Origin of the sequence: Rathayibacter sp. AY1H2, assembly GCF_002931985.1 — a bacterium.
In the GTDB taxonomy this organism is placed as follows: Bacteria; Actinomycetota; Actinomycetes; order Actinomycetales; family Microbacteriaceae; genus Rathayibacter.
On the sequence record NZ_PSUV01000003.1, the window covers coordinates 33,715 to 54,593 of the forward strand.

Sequence of the window (20,879 nt, forward strand, 5' to 3'; positions counted from 1 at the left end):
GGAACTAGCGGGCGTACCCGGAGAAGCGGTAGTGGTTCTGCGCGGCCAGGTAGCTCGTGCAGGCCTCCCCGTCGGCGATGCCGAGCCCGCGGTCTCGGAGGAGCTGGACCTGCTGCTTCCACGACAGGCTCGGTTTCCGTGCCATCGCAGTACCTCGGTGCCGAAGAAAAAGGCCCCTCCCATGTGAGCATCGCGGAGAGGCTTGGGAGGGGGTCGATCGGATCGAATCTACCAGGCGTCCCTCAGCCGTGGTCCCTGCGGCGCCACTCGACCAGCAGGTGGCACGAGTGCTGATCGGACCATCGCCGCAGGACGGAGAGGGCCGACCGCCGCGGCGCCGAACGCTGCGGGTCTTCGAAGGCGCGGGGCGGGCGAGTACTCTCGGGAGCCTCATGGCACGCGACAACGAACCGACCGTCACCCTCACCGATCCGCTCGAGGAGCGCCTGCGCGCGCAGGTCGCCCGCGAGGGGGAGCGCAACGTCGCTCTGCGATCCGCGGCCCTGCTCACCGGCGGGTACGAGGGCGAGTCCTTCCTCCTCACCGTGGGCGGCGAGCACGCCGACGGGATCCTCAAGGGAGCGCCCTCCCTCTACTGGCCCGAGCTCTGGGGCGCGCGCGCGCTCCTCTACGTCTGGGACAACGACGCCGCCGACGCGGTGACCGCCGGACTCGCGAACCCCTCCTGGCGCGTCCGCGAGATGTGCGCCCGCGTCTGCGCCGAGCGCGTGCTGGGCGGGCAGAAGAAGCTGTCCCGCCTGACCACCGACGAGCACCCCCGGGTCCGCGCGGCCGGAGCGCGCGCTCTCGTGGCGGCCGCTCTGGCGGGGATCTCCTCCGGTCGCGACGCGAAGGGCGAGTTCGCGGCGAGCGTCGAGGCCGTCCTGACGGGCATGCTCCGCGACCCGGACCGCGACGTCCGCCGCGCCGCGCAGCAGTCGGCCGACGCGCTGCGGGACGCCCGCTCGGCCTGAGCGGACCGCCCGCCGGCGGTCGAGGCGTCGCGAAGGGCTGCCTCCCGGCTCCGATGACGACCGTTCGTGACGCCTCGGAGCCCCGGGGGCTCAGCCGACCAGGTGCGTCGCGCGCTCGAAGGCGCGCTTCAGCTCGTCGCGCTTGCGGGGCTGGCTCATCGCCCGCTGGCCGGGGCTCCACGAGTCGATGACGGTCGGGCCGTCGACCAGGTACGGCTCGATGTTCTTCTTCCAGCCGCTGGTCGGCGCGGTCCCGGCGTTGACGACGACCCGCAGGTCGGGGAGCAGCGGCAGGAGCCGGCGCAGCTCCATCGCGCCCTGCCGCACCTCGTCCGCGTCGGGGGCGCCGTCGAGCTGCCACGGCACGATGTTCCAGACCAGGGTGCGGGCGTGCAGTCCGACCTGGTCGCGGAGGGTCCAGGTCGAGGCGGCGGTCGCGTCGTCGTTGTCGACCGAGACGAAGCCGGAGCCGTCGGGGCCGGTCGACATCGGTCCCGGGGCCTCCAGCACGATGAGCGCGCGCGCCTCGACGCCGGCCTCGGCCGGGTCGAAGTCGGGCACCACGGCACCCGGATGCCTGCGCATGCGCCGGGCGAGGAGCTCCTCGCGGAACGCCCGGAGGGGCTGCACCGAGGGCTCGTCCTCGAGCAGGGCCCGGCGCTCGTCGAGGGCGGAGCGGTCGCGGAAGCCGTACGGCTCGGTCAGGAACACCCTCCGAGGCTAGTCGCGATCGGCGCCGCCGCGGGAGGCGGGCCTGCGGGCGCCCTCCTGGGTGACCCCGGCAGGGCCTGGCTCGTGCCGCCCCCGGCTCCTACGGTCTGACTGCAGTCGAGAATCTGGACCGGAGGGGGTCACCGTGTCGGACGAGCCGTCAGTGAGCATCGGGGTTCCGTACGTCGAAGGGGGGTCGTCGCTGCAGGTGCTGGACGTGTACAGCAGGTCGGTGTCCCCGGCCGAGGACGCCGCTCGGCCGGCCGTCGTGCTGATCCACGGCGGCGGGTGGTTCCGGGGGGACAAGAGCAAGGAGCGGGCGCTCGCGACGATGCTGGTCGACGCCGGCTACCTCGTGTTCGCGGCGGACTACCGCGAGGCTCCGGACTCGGTCTTCCCGGCCAGCAGGGACGACGTGCTCGCCGCGGAGCGGTGGGCGGTCGCGTCCGAGTGGGCGTTCGACCGGAGCAGACTGGCGTTCTTCGGCGGATCGGCGGGCGGGAACCTGGTCGTGGAGGCCGCGATCGCCACCGGCCGGCCCGCCGTCAGCTGGTCGGGGATGTTCGACCTCCTCGGCATCGTCGAGGCGACCGACGACCTCCCGGCCACGCCGACGACGCAGGACCTCGACGCCATGAAGAGCGCCGACATCAACCAGACCGGCCGGAACGACGCCTTCCTGCGCTGGACGATCCTCAACGAGGTCGGGGGCGACCGCGGGCTGCTCACCGCCGCCTCCACGACGCGCCACGCCTCCCCGGACGGCGGGCCGGTGTTCCTGGCCAACTCGCTCGGCGAGTTCGTCCCCGTGAGCGACGCGCACGCCATGCAGGCGGCGCTCTCCGCGGTCGGAGTCGCCAGCACGCTGCAGCTGATCCCGGGCACCCGTCACGCCGAGGGGTACACGGAGGCGGCCATCGGCCCCTCGCTCGCCTTCCTCCGCGACGCCCTCCCGCCGGCCCGAGCATGACGACGGAGTTCGCCGGAGTCGGAAACGTCTTCTACTTCGTCGACGACCTCGACGCCGCGATCGCCTGGTACTCGGCGCGGCTCGGGCGCGAGCCCGTCGTCCGCGGCGGGGCGCTCGTGGCCTACGACCTGGACGGCACCCGCCTGACGCTGCACGAGCGGGACGAGCTGAACCGGCCCGGACCCGACGGCACGAGCCCGTACTGGACGGTCCCCGACGTCGACGCCGTCGTCGCCGACTGGACGGCGAACGGCGCCGTCGCCCACCGCGGTCCGAAGACGGTGTTCACGGGGGAGCGGCTGTGCCAGCTGCTGGACCCGTTCGGCAACCTCTTCTCGGTGCGGCAGGCCGTGCCCCGTGACTGAGGACGTCGCTCCGGCTCCCGCTCCCGCCGCCCCGGCGCAGACGTCCGCGCCGGCGCAGCCGTCGGCCTGGGCGCCCATGGCGATCACCGCCTTCCGCGTGCTGTGGTTCGCCCAGCTGGGCAGCAACATCGGCACCTGGATGCAGACCGTCGGAGCCCAGTGGTACCTGGTCGAGGCGGCCGCGGGCGCGGCGGTCGTCGCGCTCGTGCAGACGGCGAGCCTGGCGCCCTCGATCCTCGTCGCCCTCCCCGCGGGCGTGCTGGCCGACTCGCTCGACCGGCGGCGGCTGCTCATCTGGGGGTCGTCGGCCAGCGCGCTGCTGGCGGCCGCTCTGACGGTCGTGGCGGCGGTCGGCGCGCTGACGCCGTGGACGATCCTGGCCTTCACCTTCCTGCTCGGCATCACCTCCACCCTGACCTCGCCGGCCTGGCAGGCGATCCAGCCGGAGCTCGTGCCCCGGAACCTGATCGCGGCGTCGTCGGCCCTCGGCGGGGTGACCGTGAACGGCGCCCGCGCGGTCGGCCCGGCCCTGGCGGGAGTCGTCCTCTCGGCGTTCGGCGCTCCGGTGGTCTTCGGCATCAACGCCCTGAGCTTCATCGGCGCCGTGCTCGCTCTGCTCTGGTGGAAGCGGCCGGCGCAGACCGGCCTCGACGACCGCGAGCAGTTCGGCGCCGCGCTGAAGGGAGGGATCCGGTACGTCGCCTCCGCCCACCTCGTCCGCCGGATCCTCCTCCGCTCCGCGCTCTTCGCCCTGCCGGCCAGTGCGCTCTGGGCGCTGCTGCCGCTCACCGCGAAGCGCCTCCAGCTCGACTCCAGCGGCTACGGCTTCCTCCTCGGGGCCCTCGGTGCCGGCGCCGTGCTCGGCGTCTTCGCCCTGCCGCTCGCCCGCCGGAAGCTCTCGGACGACGTCGTGATCGGGGCGAGCGCCCTGCTGTTCGCGGCGGGGACGCTCGCGGCGGCCTTCCTGCCCCTCGTCCCGGCGCTGCTGCTGCTGGTCCTCGCGGGGCTGGCCTGGATCGGCACCCTCACCGTGCTGAACGCGGCGCTGCAGCTCACGCTGCCGCAGTGGGTGCGGTCCCGCGGAGCCTCGATCTACATCCTGGTCTTCATGGGGACCATGGCGGTCGGCTCGATCGGCTGGGGCCTGGCCGCGCAGGTGCTCGGCACCGCGCCCGCGTACGCCGCGGCGGCCGCTCTGCTCCTCCTCGTGGCGGCCAGCGTGCGGGTGCTGCCCCTGCTGCCGGGGACGGGCACCGTCGACCGCAGCATCTCGATGTCGTGGCCCACGCCCACGCTGGTGTTCGAGCCGGAGCCGACGGACGGGCCGGTGATGGTGCAGATCTCGTGGACGGTCCGCCCCGACTCCCTCGCGGACTTCCGATCGGCCATGCGGCTGCTGGAGAGCTCCCGCCGCCGGACCGGCGCCTCGCGGTGGGCGCTCTACCGGAGCGGGGAGGAGGCCGACGTGCAGCTGGAGACGTTCATGGTGCCCTCGTGGGGCGAGTTCCGGCGGCAGGAGACCCAGCGGCTGACCGGCCGCGACCGCGAGATCCGCGCGGCGGCGCTGACGCACGCCGACGGCGATCCCGTCGAGCGGCACTTCTTCCCGAGCGCGACGCCCTCCTCCTGAGAGAGGGAGCGGCGGCGAGCCGTCCCCGTGGTCGTCGAGACGCCGGCGTGCGAGCGGTGTCTCGGCGGATGTCTCGCCCCGCGTCCCGGGCGCGAGGGCGGAGGTACGCCGCGGTCAGCCGCCGACGGTGGAGCCGAAGCCGGACTTGCCGGAGGAGCCGAAGCCGCCCGAGAGGGTCGCCTTCGAGCCGACGGTCGAGCCCGCCGGCGCGCGCTGCACGACGTCGGGCTGGGTCGCTCCGCGGGCCGCGAAGCCACCGGACGCGACGGGCGCCCAGCTGGTCGCCCGCGTCGAGTTCCAGCGCGAGGACGCGAAGATCAGCGGGCCGAGCCAGAAGCCGCCGGCGTAGTGCCCGCGGTACTCGTCGGTGGCCTCGCACAGCTGCTCGGGGTCGTCGCCGACCTCCTCGCCCTGCGCCTGGAGCTGGGCGATCTGCTCCCGCACGTCGGCGAGGCAGTCCTCACGGCTCGCGTAGACGGGGCGCTCGGCGTTCTCGGGGATGACGTAGTCCTGGCCGTCGGCTCCCGTGGCGACGACGCCGTCGGTCGAGGGGCCGCCGTTCGCGAGGGCCACAGCGAGGCCGACCGCGCCGACCGCGACCGCGCCGCCGATGAGCAGGCCGCGGCGGTTCTTCGCGATGCCGCTGATGCCGACGCTCCGGGAGCGGTGGGGAGCGGTGCGGGTGGAGCCGTCGCCGCGGCCGGTGCCGCCGCTCGAGCCGCCGCTCGGCGTGCCGGAGCCCGCCGCGGGCTCGCGGCTGCCCCAGTCGTTCCCGGAGCTCGGCGTCCCCGAATCGCCGGGGGTGCGGTCGTCGTCCGTCATCGGGTCTCCTCGTCCTGCGGGCGGGCCGCGCGGGTGTCCTGCGGCCGGTCGTGCTCGGGGGCGCCGTACTCGGGCGCGGGGGTGCCGGGCGCGGGAGCGCCGTAGGCGGGGGTGGCGCCGTGCTCGGGGCGGGAGGCGGCCGACGCGGCGTCCGCGTCCGTCGCGGCCCCGTCGCTCCGTCCGCCCTCGATGTAGTGGGGGACGAACTCCGCCAGGTCGCCGGTGATCAGGCCGCTCGTCTCGCGCACGTCGATGCCGGCCGGGGTCTCGCCGACGATCCAGCTGCCGATGACGACGGTCTTCCCGTCGACCCGGGCCAGCTCGGCGCGCTCCTGGTGGATGAAGCCCTCGGCGCCGTAGCTCCCGCCGTTCTCGGCGACGACCGAGCCGTCGGCGTCGAGGACCGTCACGTTGGCGCCCTCCCGGCCCAGGCGCGGCTTGCGCACCTGGGCGGTGCCGGGCAGCGGATGCACGGAGGCGGGCAGCAGGTTCGGGTGGCCGCGGAACATCTCCCACAGCACCACCAGCAGCTGCTTGTTGCTGAGCAGGAGCTTCCACGCCGGCTCGACCCAGCGGGTGCGCTCGCGCCGGTCGAGGAGGAGGCCGCCGAACTGCTCGCCGAGCATCCACTCCCACGGGTACAGCTTGAAGACGTGGCGGATCGGCTCGCCGTCGCCGTCGAGGAAGCCGGCGCCGTCGAGCTCGTAGCGGATGTCCTCGACGAAGATCAGCTTGGGGTCGAAGCCGGCCTGCGCCGCGGTCTCGGCCATGTAGGCGACGGTGTCGGCGTCCTCGACGATCAGCTCGCCGTCTCCGGAGTCGTGCAGCGACGCGAGGTGCAGCCGGGCGCCCTCGTCGAGGCTCCAGCGCTCGAGGCGGAGGTGGCGCCACTGCTCGACGAGCTGCTCGTGCAGGCTGTTGAACTGGTCGGCGTCGGGACCCTTCGTCTCGACGAGCCACTGCCACTGGGCCGCGGCGGTCTCGACCAGCGAGGTCGGGGTGTCGGCGTTGAACTCGAGCAGCTTCACCGCGCCCGCGCCGTCGTAGGCGAGATCGAAGCGGCCGTAGACCGTGGGGTCGTCCTCGTCCCACGAGGTGCGCACCAGCTCGTGGAAGCGGGGCGGGATGCCGAACTCGGCGAAGCGGCCCTTCCGCACCACGAGCTCGCACGCCTCCATGCAGAGGTCGAAGAGCTCCGAGGTCGTGCGCTCGAGCAGGTCGATCTCGGCGGGCTCGAAGGAGTACGCCGCGGACTCGTTCCAGTAGGGGCGGCCGCCCTCGGAGGGGAGGTCGTAGAAGCTGAAGCCGATCTCGTCGCAGCGGGCTCGCCAGTCCGGTCGCGGAGTGAGGGTGTGTCTGCGCATGATGTCCGGCAAGTGTAGGTCGGGCGTCCGCGTGAGGGCAGGGGGTGGCGCCGTCCTCCGCGCTAGCCTCGACGGGAGCGAAAGGCCGTGCCATGACAGCACCCCTCCCGCTCGCGGGCGTCCGCGTCCTCGAGCTCGGCAACTTCATCGCGGCGCCCACCGCGGGCCGGCTGCTCGCCGACTTCGGCGCCGAGGTGATCAAGGTGGAGCGGCCCGGCACGGGGGACGAGCTGCGCCGCTGGCGGCTGCACGAGGGGTCCGAGACCTCGCTCCTCTTCCACACGATCAACCGCAACAAGCGCTCGATCGCGCTCGACCTGCGCACGGACGAGGGGCGCGACGCCGTCCGCCGCCTGGTCGCCGAGTGCGACGTGGTGCTCGAGAACTTCCGGCCCGGCACGCTCGAGCGCTGGGGGATCGGGCCGGACGTGCTCGACGAGGCCCGGCACGGCATCGTGATCGGACGCATCTCCGCGTTCGGGCAGACCGGCCCGCTGTCGGCCCGGCCCGGATTCGCGGCGGTCGCGGAGGCGATGGGCGGGTTCCGCGAGCTGGTCGGCGACCCGGACCGGCCGCCCGTGCGCGTCGGCGTCTCGATCGGCGACTCGATCGCCGGGCTGTACGCGGGCTACGGAGTGATGATGGCGCTGTTCCAACGCGAGACCCGCCGCTCCGCCGGGCTGGATCCGGCACCGCTGGCGGAGCGGGTCGTCGACGTCGCGCTCCACGAGGCGATGTTCTCGATGACGGAGTCGCTGATCCCCGACTACCAGGCGCACGGCATCGTCCGGGAGCGCGTCGGCGGGCGGATGGAGGGCATCGCCCCGACCAACGCCTACACCTGCGCCGACGGGGCGAGCATCGTGATCGCGGGGAACGCGGACGCGATCTTCCAGCGGCTGATGGCGGTGATCGGCCGCGCCGACCTGGGCGAGGACCCGGCGCTCGCCTCGAACGAGCAGCGCTGGGCCCGGCGCGACGAGCTGGACGCGGCGATCGGCGCGTGGACGGCGGGCCGCACCGCCGCCGAGGCGCTCGCGGTCCTCGACGACGAGGGCGTCCCCTCCGGCCCGATCTACACGGCCGCCGACATCAGCGCGAGCGAGCAGTACGCGGCGCGCGACATGATCCAGGCCTTCGACGTCGAGGACGCCGGCGGCACCCTGCGCGGCGTGGGCTTCCCGGGGATCGTGCCGGTGCTCGGCGGCCGCTCCCTCCCCATCCGCTCGCTCGCGCCCGACCTGGGCCAGGACACCGAGGAGGTGCTGGGGATGCTCCGGCGCACCGGTCCCGCTGCTCCCTCCGCCGGCGGGGCTGCTGCTGCGGCTCCGGCCGCTGCTGCTGCTCCCTCCGCCGCCGCTGCCGAGGAGGCCGGCCGGTGACCGCGCTCGCCTCCGCGCGCCTGCGAGACGTCACCCTCCGCGACGGCCTGCAGCTCACCGGCAAGCTCCTGACGACCGAGCGCAAGGTCGACCTCGCGCGCACGCTGCTCGCCGCGGGAGTGCCCGAGCTCGAGATCGGCTCGCTCGCGCGCGGCGACCTCGTCCCTCCGATGGCCGACACCCTCGACGTGATCGCCGCGCTCACTCCCGAGGAGCTGGAGCGGTGCTGGGTGTGGGTCGCGACTCCGCGCCACGTCGAGCGTGCGGCCGCCGCGGGGGCGCGCCGCTTCCAGTACTGCTTCTCGGCGTCCGACTCGCACAACCTCGCCAACGTCGGCAGGCCGACCGAGGCGAGCCTGGCCGCGATGCCGGAGGCGGTCGCGCTCGCCGAGAGCGTCGGCGGGCGGATCCAGCTGTGCATCGCCACCTCCTTCACCTGCCCGTTCGAGGGCCCGGTCGACCCGGAGCGCGTGCTCGCGATCGCGCGCGACCCGCGGGCGGAGGGAGCGGCCGACGTGGTCGTCTGCGACACGCTCGGGCAGGCGCACGCCGGCCAGGTGGCGTCGCTCGTCTCGCGCGTGGCGGCGGAGACCCCGCCTCGCGAGATCGTGTTCCATGGGCACGACACCTGGGGCTCGGGCGTCGCGAACGCGATCGCCGCCGTGCAGGCCGGGGCCGCGGTGGTCGACGGCGCGCTCGGCGGCCTCGGCGGCTGCCCCTTCGCACCGGGCGCCAGCGGCAACACGGCGACCGAGGACCTCCTGTTCGCCCTGCGCCCCGACTGGTTCACGCCCGGCGCGCTCGCGGTCCTCGTCGGCGAGTCGGAGGCGCTGCTCGCCGAGCTCGGCGAGCCCGGCCGCTCGAAGGCCGCGCAGGGCGCCCGCTCGAACGCCCCCGCGTTCCCCTGGGCGCTCTGAGCGGATCGTCCCCCGCCCGCCGGTCCGAAGCGTCGCGAACGGCCGCCTCCCGCCGCGGAGGACGACCGTTCGCGACGCCTCGACAGCGTCGTGCGGGTCAGCGCGCGAGTAGCGCGCCGAGGCGTGCGCGCTCGGCGCGGAGGACGTCGACCAGGAGGGACCCCTCGGGCGCGGCGAGCCAGCGCTCCAGGGCGAGGTCGAAGAGGGCGGAGGCCGCGAGGGCGGCGAGGGCCGCGTCCTCCGGCGCGACTCCGGCGTCGACGATGGCGGCGCGCATGCTCTCGGCGAGGGCGGCCGACTTCAGGAGCTCGCGCTCGCGCAGCTGCGGCTCGGAGCGCACGACGGCACGACGGGCGGCGATCGGAGCGCGCCAGGTCTGGAGGTCGCCCGAGGCGGCCGCCTCGAGGCCGTGCATCACGAGGTCCATCGGCGCGAGGCCGGCGGGGGCGCCGGCGAGCAGGCGGCCGACGATCTCGGGGAACTCGCGCTCGCGGAGGAATAGGACGTCGCGCTTGTCGGCGAAGTGGCGGAAGAAGGTGCGGGTGGTGAGCCCGGCGCGCTCCGCGATCGCGGGGACGGTGGTGCCCGCGTAGCCGTGCTCGGCGAAGAGCTCCATCGCCGCCTGCTCGAGGCGGAGGGCGGCGTCGGGAGCCCAGCGTGACATCCGCCCAGGATAGCTGACGACACGACGTGTCATCAGGAGTAGAGTGACGACACGTCCTGCCATCACTTCCGACTGGAGCCGCCCGTGCCCGAGAACGCCGCCGCCCTGCTGACCGCCCCGCGGGCCGACCTCGTCGTCCGCCCCGCTCCGATGCCCGTCCCCGGTCCGGGGGAGGTCCTGCTGCGCAACCGCGCCCTGGCCGTGAACCCGGTCGACGAGATGAAGCAGTGGACGGGCGATCTGATGTTCCGGTGGGTGCCGTACCCGGCGGTGCTCGGGGAGGACGTGGCCGGAGTGGTCGAGGCGGTCGGCCCTGGAGCGACGCGCTTCGCCGTCGGCGACCGGGTCGTCGCGTACGCGGTCGGGATGGAGCGCGGGCAGCGGAACCGCGACGAGGGCGCCTTCCAGGAGTACACGGTCGTGCGCGAGGACCTGGCGGCGCCGATCCCCGACCGGCTGGGCTTCGAGGAGGTGGCGGTGCTGCCGCTCGCGGTCTCGACGGCGGCGACGGCGCTGTTCCAGCGGGACCACCTCGCCCTGCCGCACCCGAGCGTGCCGGTCCGGCCGACGGGCAGGACGGTCGTGGTCTGGGGTGGGACGACGAGCGTGGGGAGCAACGCGATCCAGCTCGCCGTCGCCTCCGGGCACCGCGTCGCGACGACCGCGTCGCCTCGCAACCACGATCGGATGCGCGAGCTGGGCGCCGAGATCGTGCTCGACTACCGCAGCCCCTCCGTCGTCGCCGACCTGGTGGCGGCGCTCGCGGGCCACGAGGTCGCGGGGGTGCTCGCGATCGGGACGGGTTCCGGTGCCCCGTCGGTGGCGGTGGCCGCGGGCACCGGAGCGCGACGGGTCGCCCTGGCCAGCCCCTCCGTCTCGTTCGGCTCGCTCCCGCGCCGGCGCGGTGTCAGCGCCGCCTTCGTGCGGACGATGCTGCGCGTGGTCAGCGGCACCGCGGCGCTGCAGATCGCGGCCCGGCGCCGCGGCATCCGCGCCCGCTTCGTCTGGGGCGGCTCGCTGATGACGAACGAGGTGGGGCCGATGCTGTGGCGCGACCACCTGCCGGCGGCGCTCGCCGAAGGCCGTCACGTCTGCGCCCCGGCGCCCGAGGTGGTGGGGGAGGGGCTCGCCGCGCTGCAGCCCGCCCTCGACCGGCTGCACGAGGGTGTGTCGGCGGTGAAGCTGGTCGTCCGGCTCTGAGGGGCGGGCCGCCGCCCGCCCAGGCCGTGCCGCGGACCGGCCGCTCCGCCCGCAGCCGCCCAGCCCGAGCCGTGCCGCGGAGTGGCCGCCGCGCAGGGTCCTCGGTATCGTGGCGCGCTCCGACGCGACCCGAGGAGATCCCGTGATCCGCCGCACCGGCCCCGGAGCCGCCGCGCTCCTCCTGCTCGCCCTGACCGGCTGCTCCGCCGGGTCGTCGCCCGCGGCGTCCCCGTCCGCCACTCCGGAGCCCGTCGGCGGCCTCGGGGTCGCCGTCTCGGCGCTCTGCGAGCCCGGCTCCGATCCGCAGTGCGTCCCTGTCGGCGGGCAGGACGTCCTCGTCGATCCCGAGGACTTCACCCGCGCGGGCGTCGCCGCGGTCGAGGCCGATCCGAGCACGGGGGTCGTCGACGTCCGGTTCGACGAGGCGGGCGCCGCCCTCCTGCGCCGCGGCTCGCAGGCGGCCATCGACGAGGGGGCCGACGCCCGGCTCCTCCTCCGCGTGGGCGACCGGGTCGAGTCTGCGCTCTCCGTGATGCAGCCGATCGAGGGCGACACCGTGCAGATCGTTCCCGCGGAGGGCGACGCGCAGGGGCTGGTCGACCGGATCCTCGCCGGCTGACGCCCGCCTAGGATCGGCGCATGGCGAAGGGTTTCCGCACGGAGCGCACGCAGGCGCTCCTCCTCGCGCAGCCCTGGGCGCTCTCGCTGGTGAGCGCCGTCTTCGTGGCGGGGATGCTCTGGCTGGCGGCGGACGCGGGCTGGGATCTCGGCGCGGTCGTCGGCGGCGGACGCCGGCACGCGCCGCTGTGGCTGGTGCTCCTGCTCGGCCTGCCGCTGTTCGGCGCCGGAGTGGTGCTCGGCGCGGTCCGGCAGGTGCGGCTCCTGCGGCGGCCGGCGGCGCCGCCCGTCCCGAGTCCGGAGGCGGAGCGGCTGCGGCGCGAGGGCCCGGGCTGGCTCAGCCGGCGCGAGGACGAGCGAGCGGCGCAGGGCGGGACCGGGAGCGCGCAGGGCGGCACCGGCGGCACACCGGACGTGATCGGCAGCGCTCCCGACGGCACGGACGACCCGCGCGACGAGGCCCGCTGACCGCGCCTCAGAGGTGCAGCATCCCCCAGTCGATGATCACGGCCAGCGCCGTGTAGGCCGCGGCCACCGCTCCGACCGCCTTGCCCGCGCGGTCGAGGTCGGCCTGCGGGTCCGGACCGGCGTCGGCGACGACCCGGAGCAGCGCTCCGACCAGCGCGATCAGCGTGATCGCCAGGATCCAGACCTTGAGCGACGCGTGCGGATCGACGTGCGCGAGCGTCAGCGCGACGACCGGCACCGCCACCACGAGCACCGACGCCAGCACCAGGAGGCAGCCGCGCCGGGTGAGGCCGGTCGGCCCGAAGGAGCCGCCGCGCATCCAGGCCCGCACGCGCTGCCTCCGCGACGCGGGCGGACCGCCGGCGGAGTCCGCGTCGGTCGAGGGCCCCCAGTCCTGCGCGGTCGTCATCGCGCGGTGCCGGAGCGGTCGGGAGTCGGGCTGGGCCGCATCGGGTCCTCCAGGAGACGAGGGGGCACGTCGGACGGTGGTGCCGACCCCTCAGTCTCGGGAGCGCCTCCGGCAGCGGCAAGCGCCTCTTCCGGACATGTCCGGAAGAGGACGCTCAGGCCCGTCCCTGCAGGATCAGGTTCCAGTACACCCACGGCAGGACGCGGCGGTCGGCGAGGTAGGTGAGGCGCCGCTCCTTCGCCAGGCCCGTCCAGAAGGGGACGGTCGGCTTCGGGCGGTAGCGGTCGTCGAACTCGGCGAACACCACGCTCGACCGCGAGACCACGAAGGGGCAGACGGAGTAGCCGTTGTACACGCGGGGGAGCGGGCGGCCCTTCTGCGCGGCGACGAGGTTCTTCGCGAGCGTGGTGGTCTGCTGGCGCAGCGCTCCTCCGGACTTCGAGTTGACCGTGGCCGCCGCGTCGCCGAGCGCCCAGACGTCGGGGAACCGCGGGTGCCGCAGGGTCAGCGGGTCGACCTCGACGAAGCCGCCCTCGTCGCCCTCGGCGGCCAGCCCAGTGCCGGCCAGCCAGTCGGGGGAAGACTGCGGGGGCACGGCGTGCAGCACGTCGTAGGACAGCGTCTCGCGCGGGCCGTCGGTCGAGCGCCGCGCGCGGTCGGGGCCGGGGAGGGCGGTCGCGCGCTCGTCGACGGCGAGGACGACCCTCCGCTCGGCCGCGTCGACCTCGACCAGCTCGCGGCCGTAGCGGACCTCGATCCCGTACTCCGCCACCTTCCGCTCGAGCTCGGAGTCGATCAGCGGCATCCCGAACAGGGTGGGGGTCGGCACGACGAGCACGACGCGGATGCGGTCGAGGACGCCGGTCGCGCGCCAGTAGTCGCAGGCGAGGTACATCGGCTTCTGGGAGGCGCCGGAGCAGGTGCCGGGGCCGCCGGGCTGCGTGAAGACGACGGTGCCGGAGCGGACCTCGCGGAGCACCTGCGACGCCTTGCGGGCGTACTCGTACTCGTAGTTGGACACTCCGAACGGCGAGTCCATCGCCTCCTGGAGCCCGGGGACCGCGGCCCAGTCCTTCTGGATCCCGGGGCAGACGACGAGCTGCCCGTAGCCGACTATGCGGCCGGAGAGGAGGGTGACCGTGTGCGCGACCGGGTCGATCGTCTCGACGCGGTCCTGGATCCAGACGACCCCCTTCGGCGTCACCGAGCCCTGGGGCCGGGTCGCCGCGGAGGCGGGTGCTGTGCCGCCCGCGACGTGGGAGAGCATCGGCTGGTAGACGTGGGTCGACCGGGGCTCGATCACCGCGACGTCGTCCACTCCGGAGCGCCGCAGCCGTCCCGCGGTCGAGAGTCCGGCGTTGCCGCCGCCGATGATGAGGACGTCGTGGCGGGCCGCGCCGGGATCGGTCATGGCCTCACCCTAGGGGCGCGCCGGGGCGAGCGGACGGGCTTGCGCAGACCCGCGGAAGGGGGTGCGCTCGGAGTGCCCCGGGACGGTGATCCCGCACGGCCGCCCGGCTCGCGTCAGGCCGCCTCGAGCGCCTGGATCGCGGTCCTCGCGGTCGCGCAGGGGTAGGAGTCGTACCCGTCGTGGGCGTCGAAGGCGCGGCACTCGGCGCAGCGCAGCCGCACTCCGGCGCCGCCCGCGAGGACGCGCTCGGGGCGGTGCCCGTGCAGGATGACGGCGAGGCTCGCGACGAGGGGGTCGCTGCTCACCAGCGCGCTCCGCAGCGCCTCCGACCGGCGGCGGAGGTAGTCGTCCGCCACGGCGTCGATCGACTGCTCGGGGAGGTCCGGCTCGGGCCAGGAGGCGGGCCGCTCGACGGGCAGGTCGAGCTCGTCGAAGCCCATCGACCAGTCCGGGAAGCGGCGCTGCTCGTGCACGCTGGTCCAGACGGTGACCACTCCCTCGTGCCGCGGGTCGGCGAGGATCCGCGCGTAGAGCGAGCGCACGTCGGACTCCTCGCCCTCGAGCAGCTGCATCACGCGGCGGCCGCGGAAGACGAGCATCCCCGAGACGCCGTGCTCGACGTTGTTGCGGCGGCTCGTCTCGAGCAGCCGGCGGATCTCCCCCGAGCCCAGGTCGCGGTCGAGGGTGCTGACGTAGACGACGGTGAAGACGAGGGAGTCGCGCCGCGGCGAGTGCTCGACGAGGTGGAGCGTCGCGGGGGAGTGGGCGCCGGTCTCGGGGTCCATCAGGGCCGCGACCTCCGGGAACTCGAGCCAGATCAGGTCCTCCGGAGCGCTCGGCTCCACGGCGGTGACCGCCGGGACCGCGTCCAGCCACTGCGTCCGCTGGCGGAGGTCGGCGGCGACCGCCTTCTCGTCGAGCCCGGGCAGGAGGCCTGCGGCGCCGGAGACGAAGAGGCTCGTCGCGGAGTTGAGCAGCAGCGTCACGACCGTCGCGTGGCCGTCGCCGGCGAGCACGGGGAGCTCGACACTGTCGGTGCGGCCGTGGGCGGCGAGCCCGGAGGCGTAGGAGACGAGTGCGTCGGCGACCGCGTCCCCCACCTGGAAGGTCGCGCCGGCGTACTGGATCTGCTTCATGGCTCCACGATGCGCCTGCGGCGGATCCGCGGGTAGGGGTACCGGTGCCGGGTGGAGCGTGCAGGGGTCGCGGCTACTCCCGCCCGAGGAGCACGGAGCGGCGGGACCGCGCCCAGTCGGCCGTCGAGCGGGCCGGCGTCCCCGTGATCCGCTCGACCTCGTCGGTGAGCACGTCGACGCCGTCCAGGCCGCGGCGGGCGACGACTCCGAACTGCCGGCGGAGCCCCTCCGCCTGCCACGCGGACATGCCGGTGAGGCGCAGGACAGCGGCGAACACGCGGCTGGGCAGGTGCAGGTAGCGGACGCGACGGCCGAGCCCCGCGGTCAGCTCGCGGGCGGCGCCGGGCCCGTCGAGCAGAGCCGGTCCGGTGAGGACGGGCTCGGCGCCGGTGTGCCCTCCCGCCTCGAGGACGTGCGCGGCGACCCGGGCGATGTCGGCGGTGTCGATCCACGGGATGACGCCGCGCCCCATCGTCTGCGGGAGCAGGCCGCGCGAGATCGCGGGCGCCGAGGGCTCGAGGTTCGTCAGGAAGCCCGAGGCGTGGAGGATCGTCGCGGGCAGCCCGGAGGCGCGCACCCGCTCGTCGGTCCGCCAGATCGCGCGGCCCCAGGGGAGCGGCGAGTGCTCGGCCGCGTCGCCGCCGGAGAGCTGCACGAGCGCGCGGACGCCCGCCTCCTGGGCGGCACGGACGGCGGTGGCGCCGTGCTCGGCCTGGCGCGGGGTGGCGGCGGTGACCAGGAAGAGCTGGTCGGCGCCCCGGAGGGCGGCGGTCAGTGCGGCCCCGTCGCCGAGGTCGGCGATCCGCGCGTCGAGGCCGCGGGCCGCGAGGGCCGCCGCCTGCTCGGGCCGACGGACGATCGCGCGGACGGGCGCGCCGGCCGCCACGAGCCGCTCGAATGTCTTGCCGCCGACGTCGCCGGTGACTCCGGTGATCGCGATCACGTCGCTCATGATTCCTCCCAGGTATCAACTAGCTGATACTCGAAGACTACGCCGCTACGCTCGGTCCATGTCCTCGGAGTTCTCCCTGACCCGCGACGACGTCGACGCGATCGCCGCCTGGACGGTCATCCGCGCCGCCCGCGACCTGGCGAGGCGGGTCGGCGACGCGCTCGCGCCGGCCGGGCTCAGCCCGGTCGAGTTCGGCGTGCTGGCGCAGCTCTCGGCGGCCGACGGGCTGACGCAGGCCGACCTCGCCCGCGCCGTCGGCGTCCGCCCGCAGAGCATGACCGCCCTGGTCGCCGGGCTGGCGGAGCGGGGCCTGCTCGACCGGGGCGCCGAGCGCGGCCGCGGCCGTCACTCCCGGATCGCCCTGACCCCGGCGGGGCGCGACCTCCTCGAGGCCGCCTACCCGCTCGTGCGGGCCGGCAACGCCTGGTTCGGCGGCGAGGAGCGCGCGGACGCCGTCGCGACCGCGCTGCGCCCGCTGCTCGGCGGGCAGGCGGGCCGGGGGCACGAGGTCCCCTGAGTGGAGCGGGCGAGGTGGCTCGGCGGCGGGAGGGGCGGCTCCTCCTCCGAGCGCTCGTGCACACCCGGCCCCCTCGCGGGTGCCACCGGTACCCTGGTGCGGTGCCCCTGACCCTCCCTCCGCTGAGCCGCGCCCGCGCGCGCGCCGCCGCGGCGTACCCGACCCGGCAGCTGCTGACCAAGCGCGCCTCGGGCACGAATGGATGGCTCAGCTCGTGGGGGACGAACGCGCACGGCGAGATCGCCGGCTGCCCGCCGCCGCGCGGCTGACCCGCGACCGCCCCTCCTCCGGAGCCCGCGGCCGCGTCCCCGCGCACACCCACCCCTCCGGACGGAACCCCTCATGCCGCACCAGCCCCTGCCCGCCGATCAGGCCCCCCACTCGATCTGGCGGGGACTCCGCCAGACCCTCCAGAAGGACACGGTCGGCGGAGCGTTCCTGCTCACCGCGACCCTCCTCGCCCTGATCGTCGCCAACAGCCCCGCGTCCGCGCTCTACAGCGCGGTCCGCGACTTCCGCTTCGGCCCCGAGGCCCTGCACCTCGAGCTGAGCGTCGGGTCGTGGGCGGCCGACGGCCTGCTCGCGATCTTCTTCTTCGTCGTCGGGCTCGAGCTCAAGGAGGAGTTCGTCGCCGGCAAGCTCCGCGACCCGAAGACGGCGCTCGTGCCGATCGTCGCGGCCGTCGGCGGCGTGGCCGTCCCCGCCCTGATCTTCACCGCGGTGAACCTGCCCCGCGGAGGAGCCGCGCTGGACGGCTGGGCGATCCCCGCCGCCACCGACATCGCCTTCGCCGTCGCGGTGATCGCCGTGGTCGGCCGCTTCCTCCCGCCGGCGCTGCGGACGTTCCTCCTCACGCTCGCCGTGGTGGACGACCTCATCGCGATCACGATCATCGCCGTCTTCTACACCGCCGGCATCGACGTGCTGATGCTCCTGCTCGCGCTGGTGCCGCTGGCGGTCTTCGCGGTCTGCGTGCAGCGCGGCGTGCGCGCCTGGTGGGTGCTGATCCCGCTCGGAGTGGCGACGTGGGCGCTCGTGCACGCCTCGGGCATCCACGCCACGGTCGCGGGCGTGCTGCTCGGCTTCACCGTGCCGGTCGTCGCGACGAAGCGCGCCCGGGTGCAGGTGGGGTCGGACGCGGAGGGGCGCCCGGTCTACGACGGCCTCGCCGCCCACTTCGCCGATCGCTGGAGCGTCCTCTCGACCGCGGTCGCGGTGCCGGTCTTCGCGTTCTTCTCGGCCGGAGTGACGGTCGGCGGAGTCACGGGCCTGGTCGACTCGTTCCAGGACTCGATCGCCGTGGGCATCATCGCAGGCCTCGTGCTCGGCAAGCCGCTCGGCATCGCCGGGAGCACCTTCCTCCTGACCCGGTTCCGCGGCATCGGCCTGGATCCGTCGCTGCGCTGGGTGGACGTGATCGGCATGGCGTTCGTGGCCGGCATCGGATTCACGGTGTCGCTGCTGGTCGGCGAGCTCTCGTTCGGCGCGGGCAGCGAGTCCGACGACCACGTGAAGGTCGGCGTCCTGGCCGGCTCGTTCCTCGCGGCGGTGATCGGAGGCGCGATCCTCTCGGTCCGCAACCGCCACTACCGACGCCTGCAGGACTGACGGCCGACGGGATCTCGCGGCGCCCGCGGCCCGGGCGGCTCGATCGGCACGCGCCTCCTGCTGGTCGAGCAGCCGCCGCAGGCGCCCTGTCGAGGCCCGCGCGGCTCAGCCGTGCAGGCCGTGGACGACCGCGTGGCCGCGGCCGCGGGAGATGAGCAGGCGGTTCACCGGGGTCGTGACGACGAAGGCCAGGGCCAGGGCGCCGGCGAGCGAGCCCCAGAAGAGGCCGGACGAGAGGCCCGCGTCCATCGCTCCGGGGATCGCGAGCACCACCGTGTTGTCGACGACCTCCATCACGGCGATCGAGACGGTGTCGGCCGCCAGCGCGATGCCGACGGCGGCGCGCCACGTCACTCCGGAGCGGAGCACGCCCCGCAGCGTGAGCGCGTAGCCGAACACGAAGGCGAGGACGATCGAGAGGGCGACCGTCGCCAGGGTGGGCAGCCCCAGGGCGGAGCCGATCACCATGCCGAGGACCTCGCCGATCGCGCAGCCGGTCAGGCAGTGCAGGGTCGCGAGGGCGGCGACGCGCCAGGTGGTCGGGTGGTGGTGGGCGTGGTCGGTCATAGTGTCTCCTCCGGTTCGGTCCAGGGGAGTGCAACATACCCCCGGGGGGTATATTCCCGACCCGGCCGTCGGAGTCTCCTCCGGCTCCGCAGGCGCGCGAGCCGTTCGCCCGGGCGCGCTACCCTCGCCCCGTGCTCCTCCGAGCACCGCCCCTCGACACCAGGAGCCCCGATGGCCGCCCCCACCGTCCTCTTCGTCTGCATCCACAACGCCGGCCGCTCGCAGATGGCCGCCGGCTACCTCCGCGCCCTCTCCGGCGGCGCCGTCGAGGTCCGCTCCGGCGGCTCCGAGCCCGGCGACAGCATCAACCCGATCGCGATCGAGGCGATGGCGGAGGAGGGCATCGACATCTCGCAGGCCGTCCCGCAGCTGATGACCACCGAGCAGGTCCAGGCCTCCGACGTCGTGATCACGATGGGCTGCGGCGACGTCTGCCCCGTCTTCCCCGGCAAGCGCTACGAGGACTGGGACCTCGCCGACCCGAAGGGCCGGCCGCTCGAGGAGGTCCGCTCGATCCGCGACGACATCAGGGCCCGCGTGCAGGCGCTCGTCGCGGAGCTGCTGCCCGCCTGAGCCGGTCGATCCCGTCCGGCCGCGTCAGCGTTCGGCGGGAGGCGGGAACATCCGCCCGACCGGAGGCGGGCCCGCCGGGAGCGCCGCGCGCGCCCGGTGCAGGAAGACGGCGGTCATGACGACCCGGGCGCGGGCCGGCGACGAGTCGAGCGGGCCGATCAGCTCCTCGATCCGCGCGAGCCGGTCGTAGAGGGTCTGCCGGCCGATGCCGAGCGCGGCGGCCGTCGCCGTCTTGCTCCCCCACAGCGACGCGAAGGCCTCGAGGGTGGCGAGCAGCTCGCCGCGCTGGGCGCGCAGGGGCCCGAGCACCTCCTCGACGAGGTCGTCCGCCTCCGGATCGTCCTGCAGGGAGCTCGCGAACCGCTCCAGGCGGTACTGGCGCGAGTCGACGACTCCGCCTGCGGGCGCCCACTCGCGCGCGCCGCGCACCTCCGCCAGCTCCCGCGGCACCCGCTCCTGCCCGCCGAGCCCGCTGCCGACGCAGAGCAGAGCGTCCGAGTCGAGGGCGGCGCCGAGGCGCAGCAGCTCCGCGCGGCCCTCCTCCATCGCGGCGGCGGTGGCGAACGGCAGCAGCGCCAGCAGCTCGGAGCCGACCACGCAGAGCACCGGGCCGGGATCCGCTCCTGCGCCCGTCAGGAGGCGGAGCAGAGCGCGGAGCCGCCGGTCGTCGTGACCGGTGTCGGCCCGGACGCCGAGGTAGCGCTCCCGGGAGCCGGCGCCGAGGCGGCCGAGGAAGGCGTCGATCTGGAGGTCGGCCGCCGGGTCCGCGCGCTCGACAGATGCGATCGCGAAGAGCTGGGCGGTCAGCCGCTCGGTGACCGACGGCGGGCGGTGCCGGAGCACGGCGATCGCGAGGACGTCCGGCGCCCGGTCGAGCGCGACGGCGACGGCGTGGAGGTCGGCGTCGGCGTGGGCCCGCAGATGCAGGGTGCCCAGGAGGGAGTCGCCCGCGTGCAGCACGTTCGAGAACGTCCCGGCCGTCGGCTCCGTGTCGACGCCCGGCCCGGGCGAGGCGCGGGCGATCTCGTCGCCCGTGAGCGAGACGAGCGAGGCGGAGGCGCCCGTCGCGGAGGCGACGACCTGCAGGAGCTCGTCGACGCCCGCGTCCCCGGAGGCCGCGTCGGCCAGCAGACCGGACACTCTGTCCGCCAGTCGGATGCTCCGGAACTTCTGCTCGGTGAGGTGGGTGTTGATGCTCTCGCAGACCTGCACGAAGGGGACGCGCCGGGGCAGGGCGAGCACGGGGAGGCCGAGCTCGTCGGCCGCCGCGACGATCGGCGGCGGCACCGCGGGCAGGCGCGGCGAGAGCTCGAGAGCGAGGGCGCCGACTCCCGCGTCGACCAGAGACCGCACGTACTCGCGGCACTCCGCCGGGTCCTGGTCGGTCGAGAGGAGCGCGCCCTCCATCAGGAGCAGCTCGCCTCCGAGGAGGAGGGGCGCGATGTCGAGCTGCTCGCTCGTGTGGGCCCAGCGGATCACGGCGCGCTCGGCGGCCGCGTGCCCGGCGGCCACCACCGGGAGCATGGCGGCGAGGCGCGGATCCCGCATCGCGTCCGACAGCAGGTAGGCCATACAGAACGTCCTCTCGCGTCACGGCGAATTTACACGCGGACGCGCCGCC

The 20,879-nt window shown here is 74.9% G+C and carries 24 protein-coding genes; 13 read left to right on the top strand and 11 right to left on the bottom strand.

Translation table 11 applies throughout. From position 1 onward, the window contains the following. Positions 1–4: 4 nt before the first annotated feature. A complete protein-coding gene (locus C5C29_RS17375; protein WP_181068391.1) occupies positions 5–145 on the bottom strand; it encodes a hypothetical protein in 141 nt (46 codons plus the stop codon). Between the two features lie 247 nt (positions 146–392). Here C5C29_RS17375 and C5C29_RS03775 point away from each other — a divergent pair, with 247 nt between their 5' ends. Further along, positions 393–974, top strand: a complete 582-nt coding sequence (locus C5C29_RS03775) for a HEAT repeat domain-containing protein (RefSeq protein WP_258069455.1) — start codon at positions 393–395, stop codon at positions 972–974. 90 nt (positions 975–1,064) lie between these two features. On the opposite strand, the gene C5C29_RS03780 is transcribed toward C5C29_RS03775, so the two are convergent. Then, positions 1,065–1,685, bottom strand: a complete 621-nt coding sequence (locus C5C29_RS03780; RefSeq protein WP_104222400.1) for a hypothetical protein — start codon at positions 1,683–1,685, stop codon at positions 1,065–1,067. 163 nt (positions 1,686–1,848) lie between these two features. Between C5C29_RS03780 and C5C29_RS03785 the strand changes: the two genes are divergently transcribed. Genes C5C29_RS03785 through C5C29_RS03795 form a run of 3 tightly spaced genes read left to right on the top strand, consistent with a single transcriptional unit; the run spans position 1,849 to position 4,650 of the window. Next, the gene (locus C5C29_RS03785; protein ID WP_181128733.1) at positions 1,849–2,655 is read left to right on the top strand and encodes an alpha/beta hydrolase; all 807 of its coding nucleotides are present in this window, start codon (positions 1,849–1,851) and stop codon (positions 2,653–2,655) included. Next, positions 2,652–3,020, top strand: coding sequence for a VOC family protein (locus tag C5C29_RS03790; RefSeq protein WP_104307961.1), 369 nt, complete (start codon positions 2,652–2,654; stop codon positions 3,018–3,020). The genes C5C29_RS03785 and C5C29_RS03790 overlap by 4 nt, the downstream gene beginning before the upstream one ends. Continuing rightward, positions 3,013–4,650: an MFS transporter gene (locus tag C5C29_RS03795; RefSeq protein ID WP_258069456.1), complete on the top strand. Its 1,638-nt coding sequence runs from the start codon at positions 3,013–3,015 to the stop codon at positions 4,648–4,650. The genes C5C29_RS03790 and C5C29_RS03795 overlap by 8 nt, the downstream gene beginning before the upstream one ends. 114 nt (positions 4,651–4,764) lie before the next feature. Here C5C29_RS03795 and C5C29_RS03800 read toward each other — a convergent pair whose 3' ends face one another. Together C5C29_RS03800 and C5C29_RS03805 are read right to left on the bottom strand one after the other, a co-directional pair. Next, the gene (locus tag C5C29_RS03800; protein WP_104222404.1) at positions 4,765–5,472 is read right to left on the bottom strand and encodes a hypothetical protein; all 708 of its coding nucleotides are present in this window, start codon (positions 5,470–5,472) and stop codon (positions 4,765–4,767) included. Then, complete coding sequence (locus C5C29_RS03805; RefSeq protein ID WP_181128735.1) at positions 5,469–6,836, bottom strand: glutathionylspermidine synthase family protein; 1,368 nt, start codon at positions 6,834–6,836, stop codon at positions 5,469–5,471. The genes C5C29_RS03800 and C5C29_RS03805 overlap by 4 nt, the downstream gene beginning before the upstream one ends. Positions 6,837–6,928: 92 nt before the next feature. On the opposite strand from C5C29_RS03805, the gene C5C29_RS03810 reads away from it, so the two are divergent. Together C5C29_RS03810 and C5C29_RS03815 are read left to right on the top strand one after the other, a co-directional pair. Then, entirely contained in the window at positions 6,929–8,218 is a 1,290-nt protein-coding gene (locus C5C29_RS03810) for a CaiB/BaiF CoA-transferase family protein (protein ID WP_104307962.1), read from the top strand. Next, complete coding sequence (locus C5C29_RS03815) at positions 8,215–9,135, top strand: hydroxymethylglutaryl-CoA lyase (RefSeq protein WP_181127749.1); 921 nt, start codon at positions 8,215–8,217, stop codon at positions 9,133–9,135. Before C5C29_RS03810 ends, C5C29_RS03815 begins: the two co-directional genes overlap by 4 nt. Before the next feature lie 97 nt (positions 9,136–9,232). On the opposite strand, the gene C5C29_RS03820 is transcribed toward C5C29_RS03815, so the two are convergent. Beyond that, entirely contained in the window at positions 9,233–9,799 is a 567-nt protein-coding gene (locus C5C29_RS03820; RefSeq protein ID WP_181128737.1) for a TetR/AcrR family transcriptional regulator, read from the bottom strand. Between the two features lie 84 nt (positions 9,800–9,883). On the opposite strand from C5C29_RS03820, the gene C5C29_RS03825 reads away from it, so the two are divergent. The 3 genes from C5C29_RS03825 to C5C29_RS03835 all read left to right on the top strand — a co-directional run bounded on the left by C5C29_RS03825 (position 9,884) and on the right by C5C29_RS03835 (position 12,085). Next, on the top strand, positions 9,884–10,999 hold the full coding sequence (locus C5C29_RS03825) for a zinc-binding alcohol dehydrogenase family protein (RefSeq protein ID WP_104307964.1): 1,116 nt from the start codon (positions 9,884–9,886) through the stop codon (positions 10,997–10,999). A gap of 142 nt (positions 11,000–11,141) precedes the next feature. Continuing rightward, positions 11,142–11,618 carry a hypothetical protein gene (locus C5C29_RS03830; RefSeq protein ID WP_104307965.1) on the top strand — a complete coding sequence of 159 codons (477 nt, stop codon included), beginning with the start codon at positions 11,142–11,144 and terminating at the stop codon, positions 11,616–11,618. 20 nt (positions 11,619–11,638) lie between these two features. After that, complete coding sequence (locus C5C29_RS03835) at positions 11,639–12,085, top strand: hypothetical protein (RefSeq protein ID WP_104247793.1); 447 nt, start codon at positions 11,639–11,641, stop codon at positions 12,083–12,085. A gap of 7 nt (positions 12,086–12,092) precedes the next feature. On the opposite strand, the gene C5C29_RS03840 is transcribed toward C5C29_RS03835, so the two are convergent. The 4 genes from C5C29_RS03840 to C5C29_RS03855 all read right to left on the bottom strand — a co-directional run bounded on the left by C5C29_RS03840 (position 12,093) and on the right by C5C29_RS03855 (position 15,993). Then, the gene (locus C5C29_RS03840; RefSeq protein WP_104226999.1) at positions 12,093–12,494 is read right to left on the bottom strand and encodes a hypothetical protein; all 402 of its coding nucleotides are present in this window, start codon (positions 12,492–12,494) and stop codon (positions 12,093–12,095) included. 154 nt (positions 12,495–12,648) lie between these two features. Then, complete coding sequence (locus tag C5C29_RS03845; protein WP_104307966.1) at positions 12,649–13,905, bottom strand: NAD(P)/FAD-dependent oxidoreductase; 1,257 nt, start codon at positions 13,903–13,905, stop codon at positions 12,649–12,651. A gap of 113 nt (positions 13,906–14,018) precedes the next feature. Next, entirely contained in the window at positions 14,019–15,041 is a 1,023-nt protein-coding gene (locus C5C29_RS03850; RefSeq protein ID WP_104307967.1) for a BLUF domain-containing protein, read from the bottom strand. A gap of 73 nt (positions 15,042–15,114) precedes the next feature. Continuing rightward, complete coding sequence (locus C5C29_RS03855) at positions 15,115–15,993, bottom strand: NAD(P)H-binding protein (RefSeq protein ID WP_104307968.1); 879 nt, start codon at positions 15,991–15,993, stop codon at positions 15,115–15,117. A gap of 58 nt (positions 15,994–16,051) precedes the next feature. Between C5C29_RS03855 and C5C29_RS03860 the strand changes: the two genes are divergently transcribed. The 3 genes from C5C29_RS03860 to nhaA all read left to right on the top strand — a co-directional run bounded on the left by C5C29_RS03860 (position 16,052) and on the right by nhaA (position 18,118). Then, positions 16,052–16,510 carry a MarR family winged helix-turn-helix transcriptional regulator gene (locus C5C29_RS03860; RefSeq protein ID WP_181068090.1) on the top strand — a complete coding sequence of 153 codons (459 nt, stop codon included), beginning with the start codon at positions 16,052–16,054 and terminating at the stop codon, positions 16,508–16,510. Positions 16,511–16,611: 101 nt separating this feature from the next. After that, on the top strand, positions 16,612–16,779 hold the full coding sequence (locus C5C29_RS17035) for a hypothetical protein (protein WP_181027217.1): 168 nt from the start codon (positions 16,612–16,614) through the stop codon (positions 16,777–16,779). Between the two features lie 73 nt (positions 16,780–16,852). Continuing rightward, the gene (gene nhaA / locus C5C29_RS03865) at positions 16,853–18,118 is read left to right on the top strand and encodes a Na+/H+ antiporter NhaA (protein WP_104307969.1); all 1,266 of its coding nucleotides are present in this window, start codon (positions 16,853–16,855) and stop codon (positions 18,116–18,118) included. Between the two features lie 105 nt (positions 18,119–18,223). Here the strand turns inward: nhaA and C5C29_RS03870 are convergent, their stop codons facing one another. Further along, positions 18,224–18,685, bottom strand: a complete 462-nt coding sequence (locus C5C29_RS03870) for a DUF4396 domain-containing protein (RefSeq protein ID WP_104307970.1) — start codon at positions 18,683–18,685, stop codon at positions 18,224–18,226. A gap of 171 nt (positions 18,686–18,856) precedes the next feature. Between C5C29_RS03870 and C5C29_RS03875 the strand changes: the two genes are divergently transcribed. Beyond that, on the top strand, positions 18,857–19,258 hold the full coding sequence (locus tag C5C29_RS03875; RefSeq protein WP_104222419.1) for an arsenate reductase ArsC: 402 nt from the start codon (positions 18,857–18,859) through the stop codon (positions 19,256–19,258). A 24-nt stretch (positions 19,259–19,282) separates the two neighbouring features. Here the strand turns inward: C5C29_RS03875 and C5C29_RS03880 are convergent, their stop codons facing one another. Next, positions 19,283–20,830 (bottom strand): PucR family transcriptional regulator, encoded by a 1,548-nt coding sequence (locus tag C5C29_RS03880; RefSeq protein WP_104307971.1) that lies wholly within the window; start codon positions 20,828–20,830, stop codon positions 19,283–19,285. Positions 20,831–20,879: the final 49 nt, after the last annotated feature.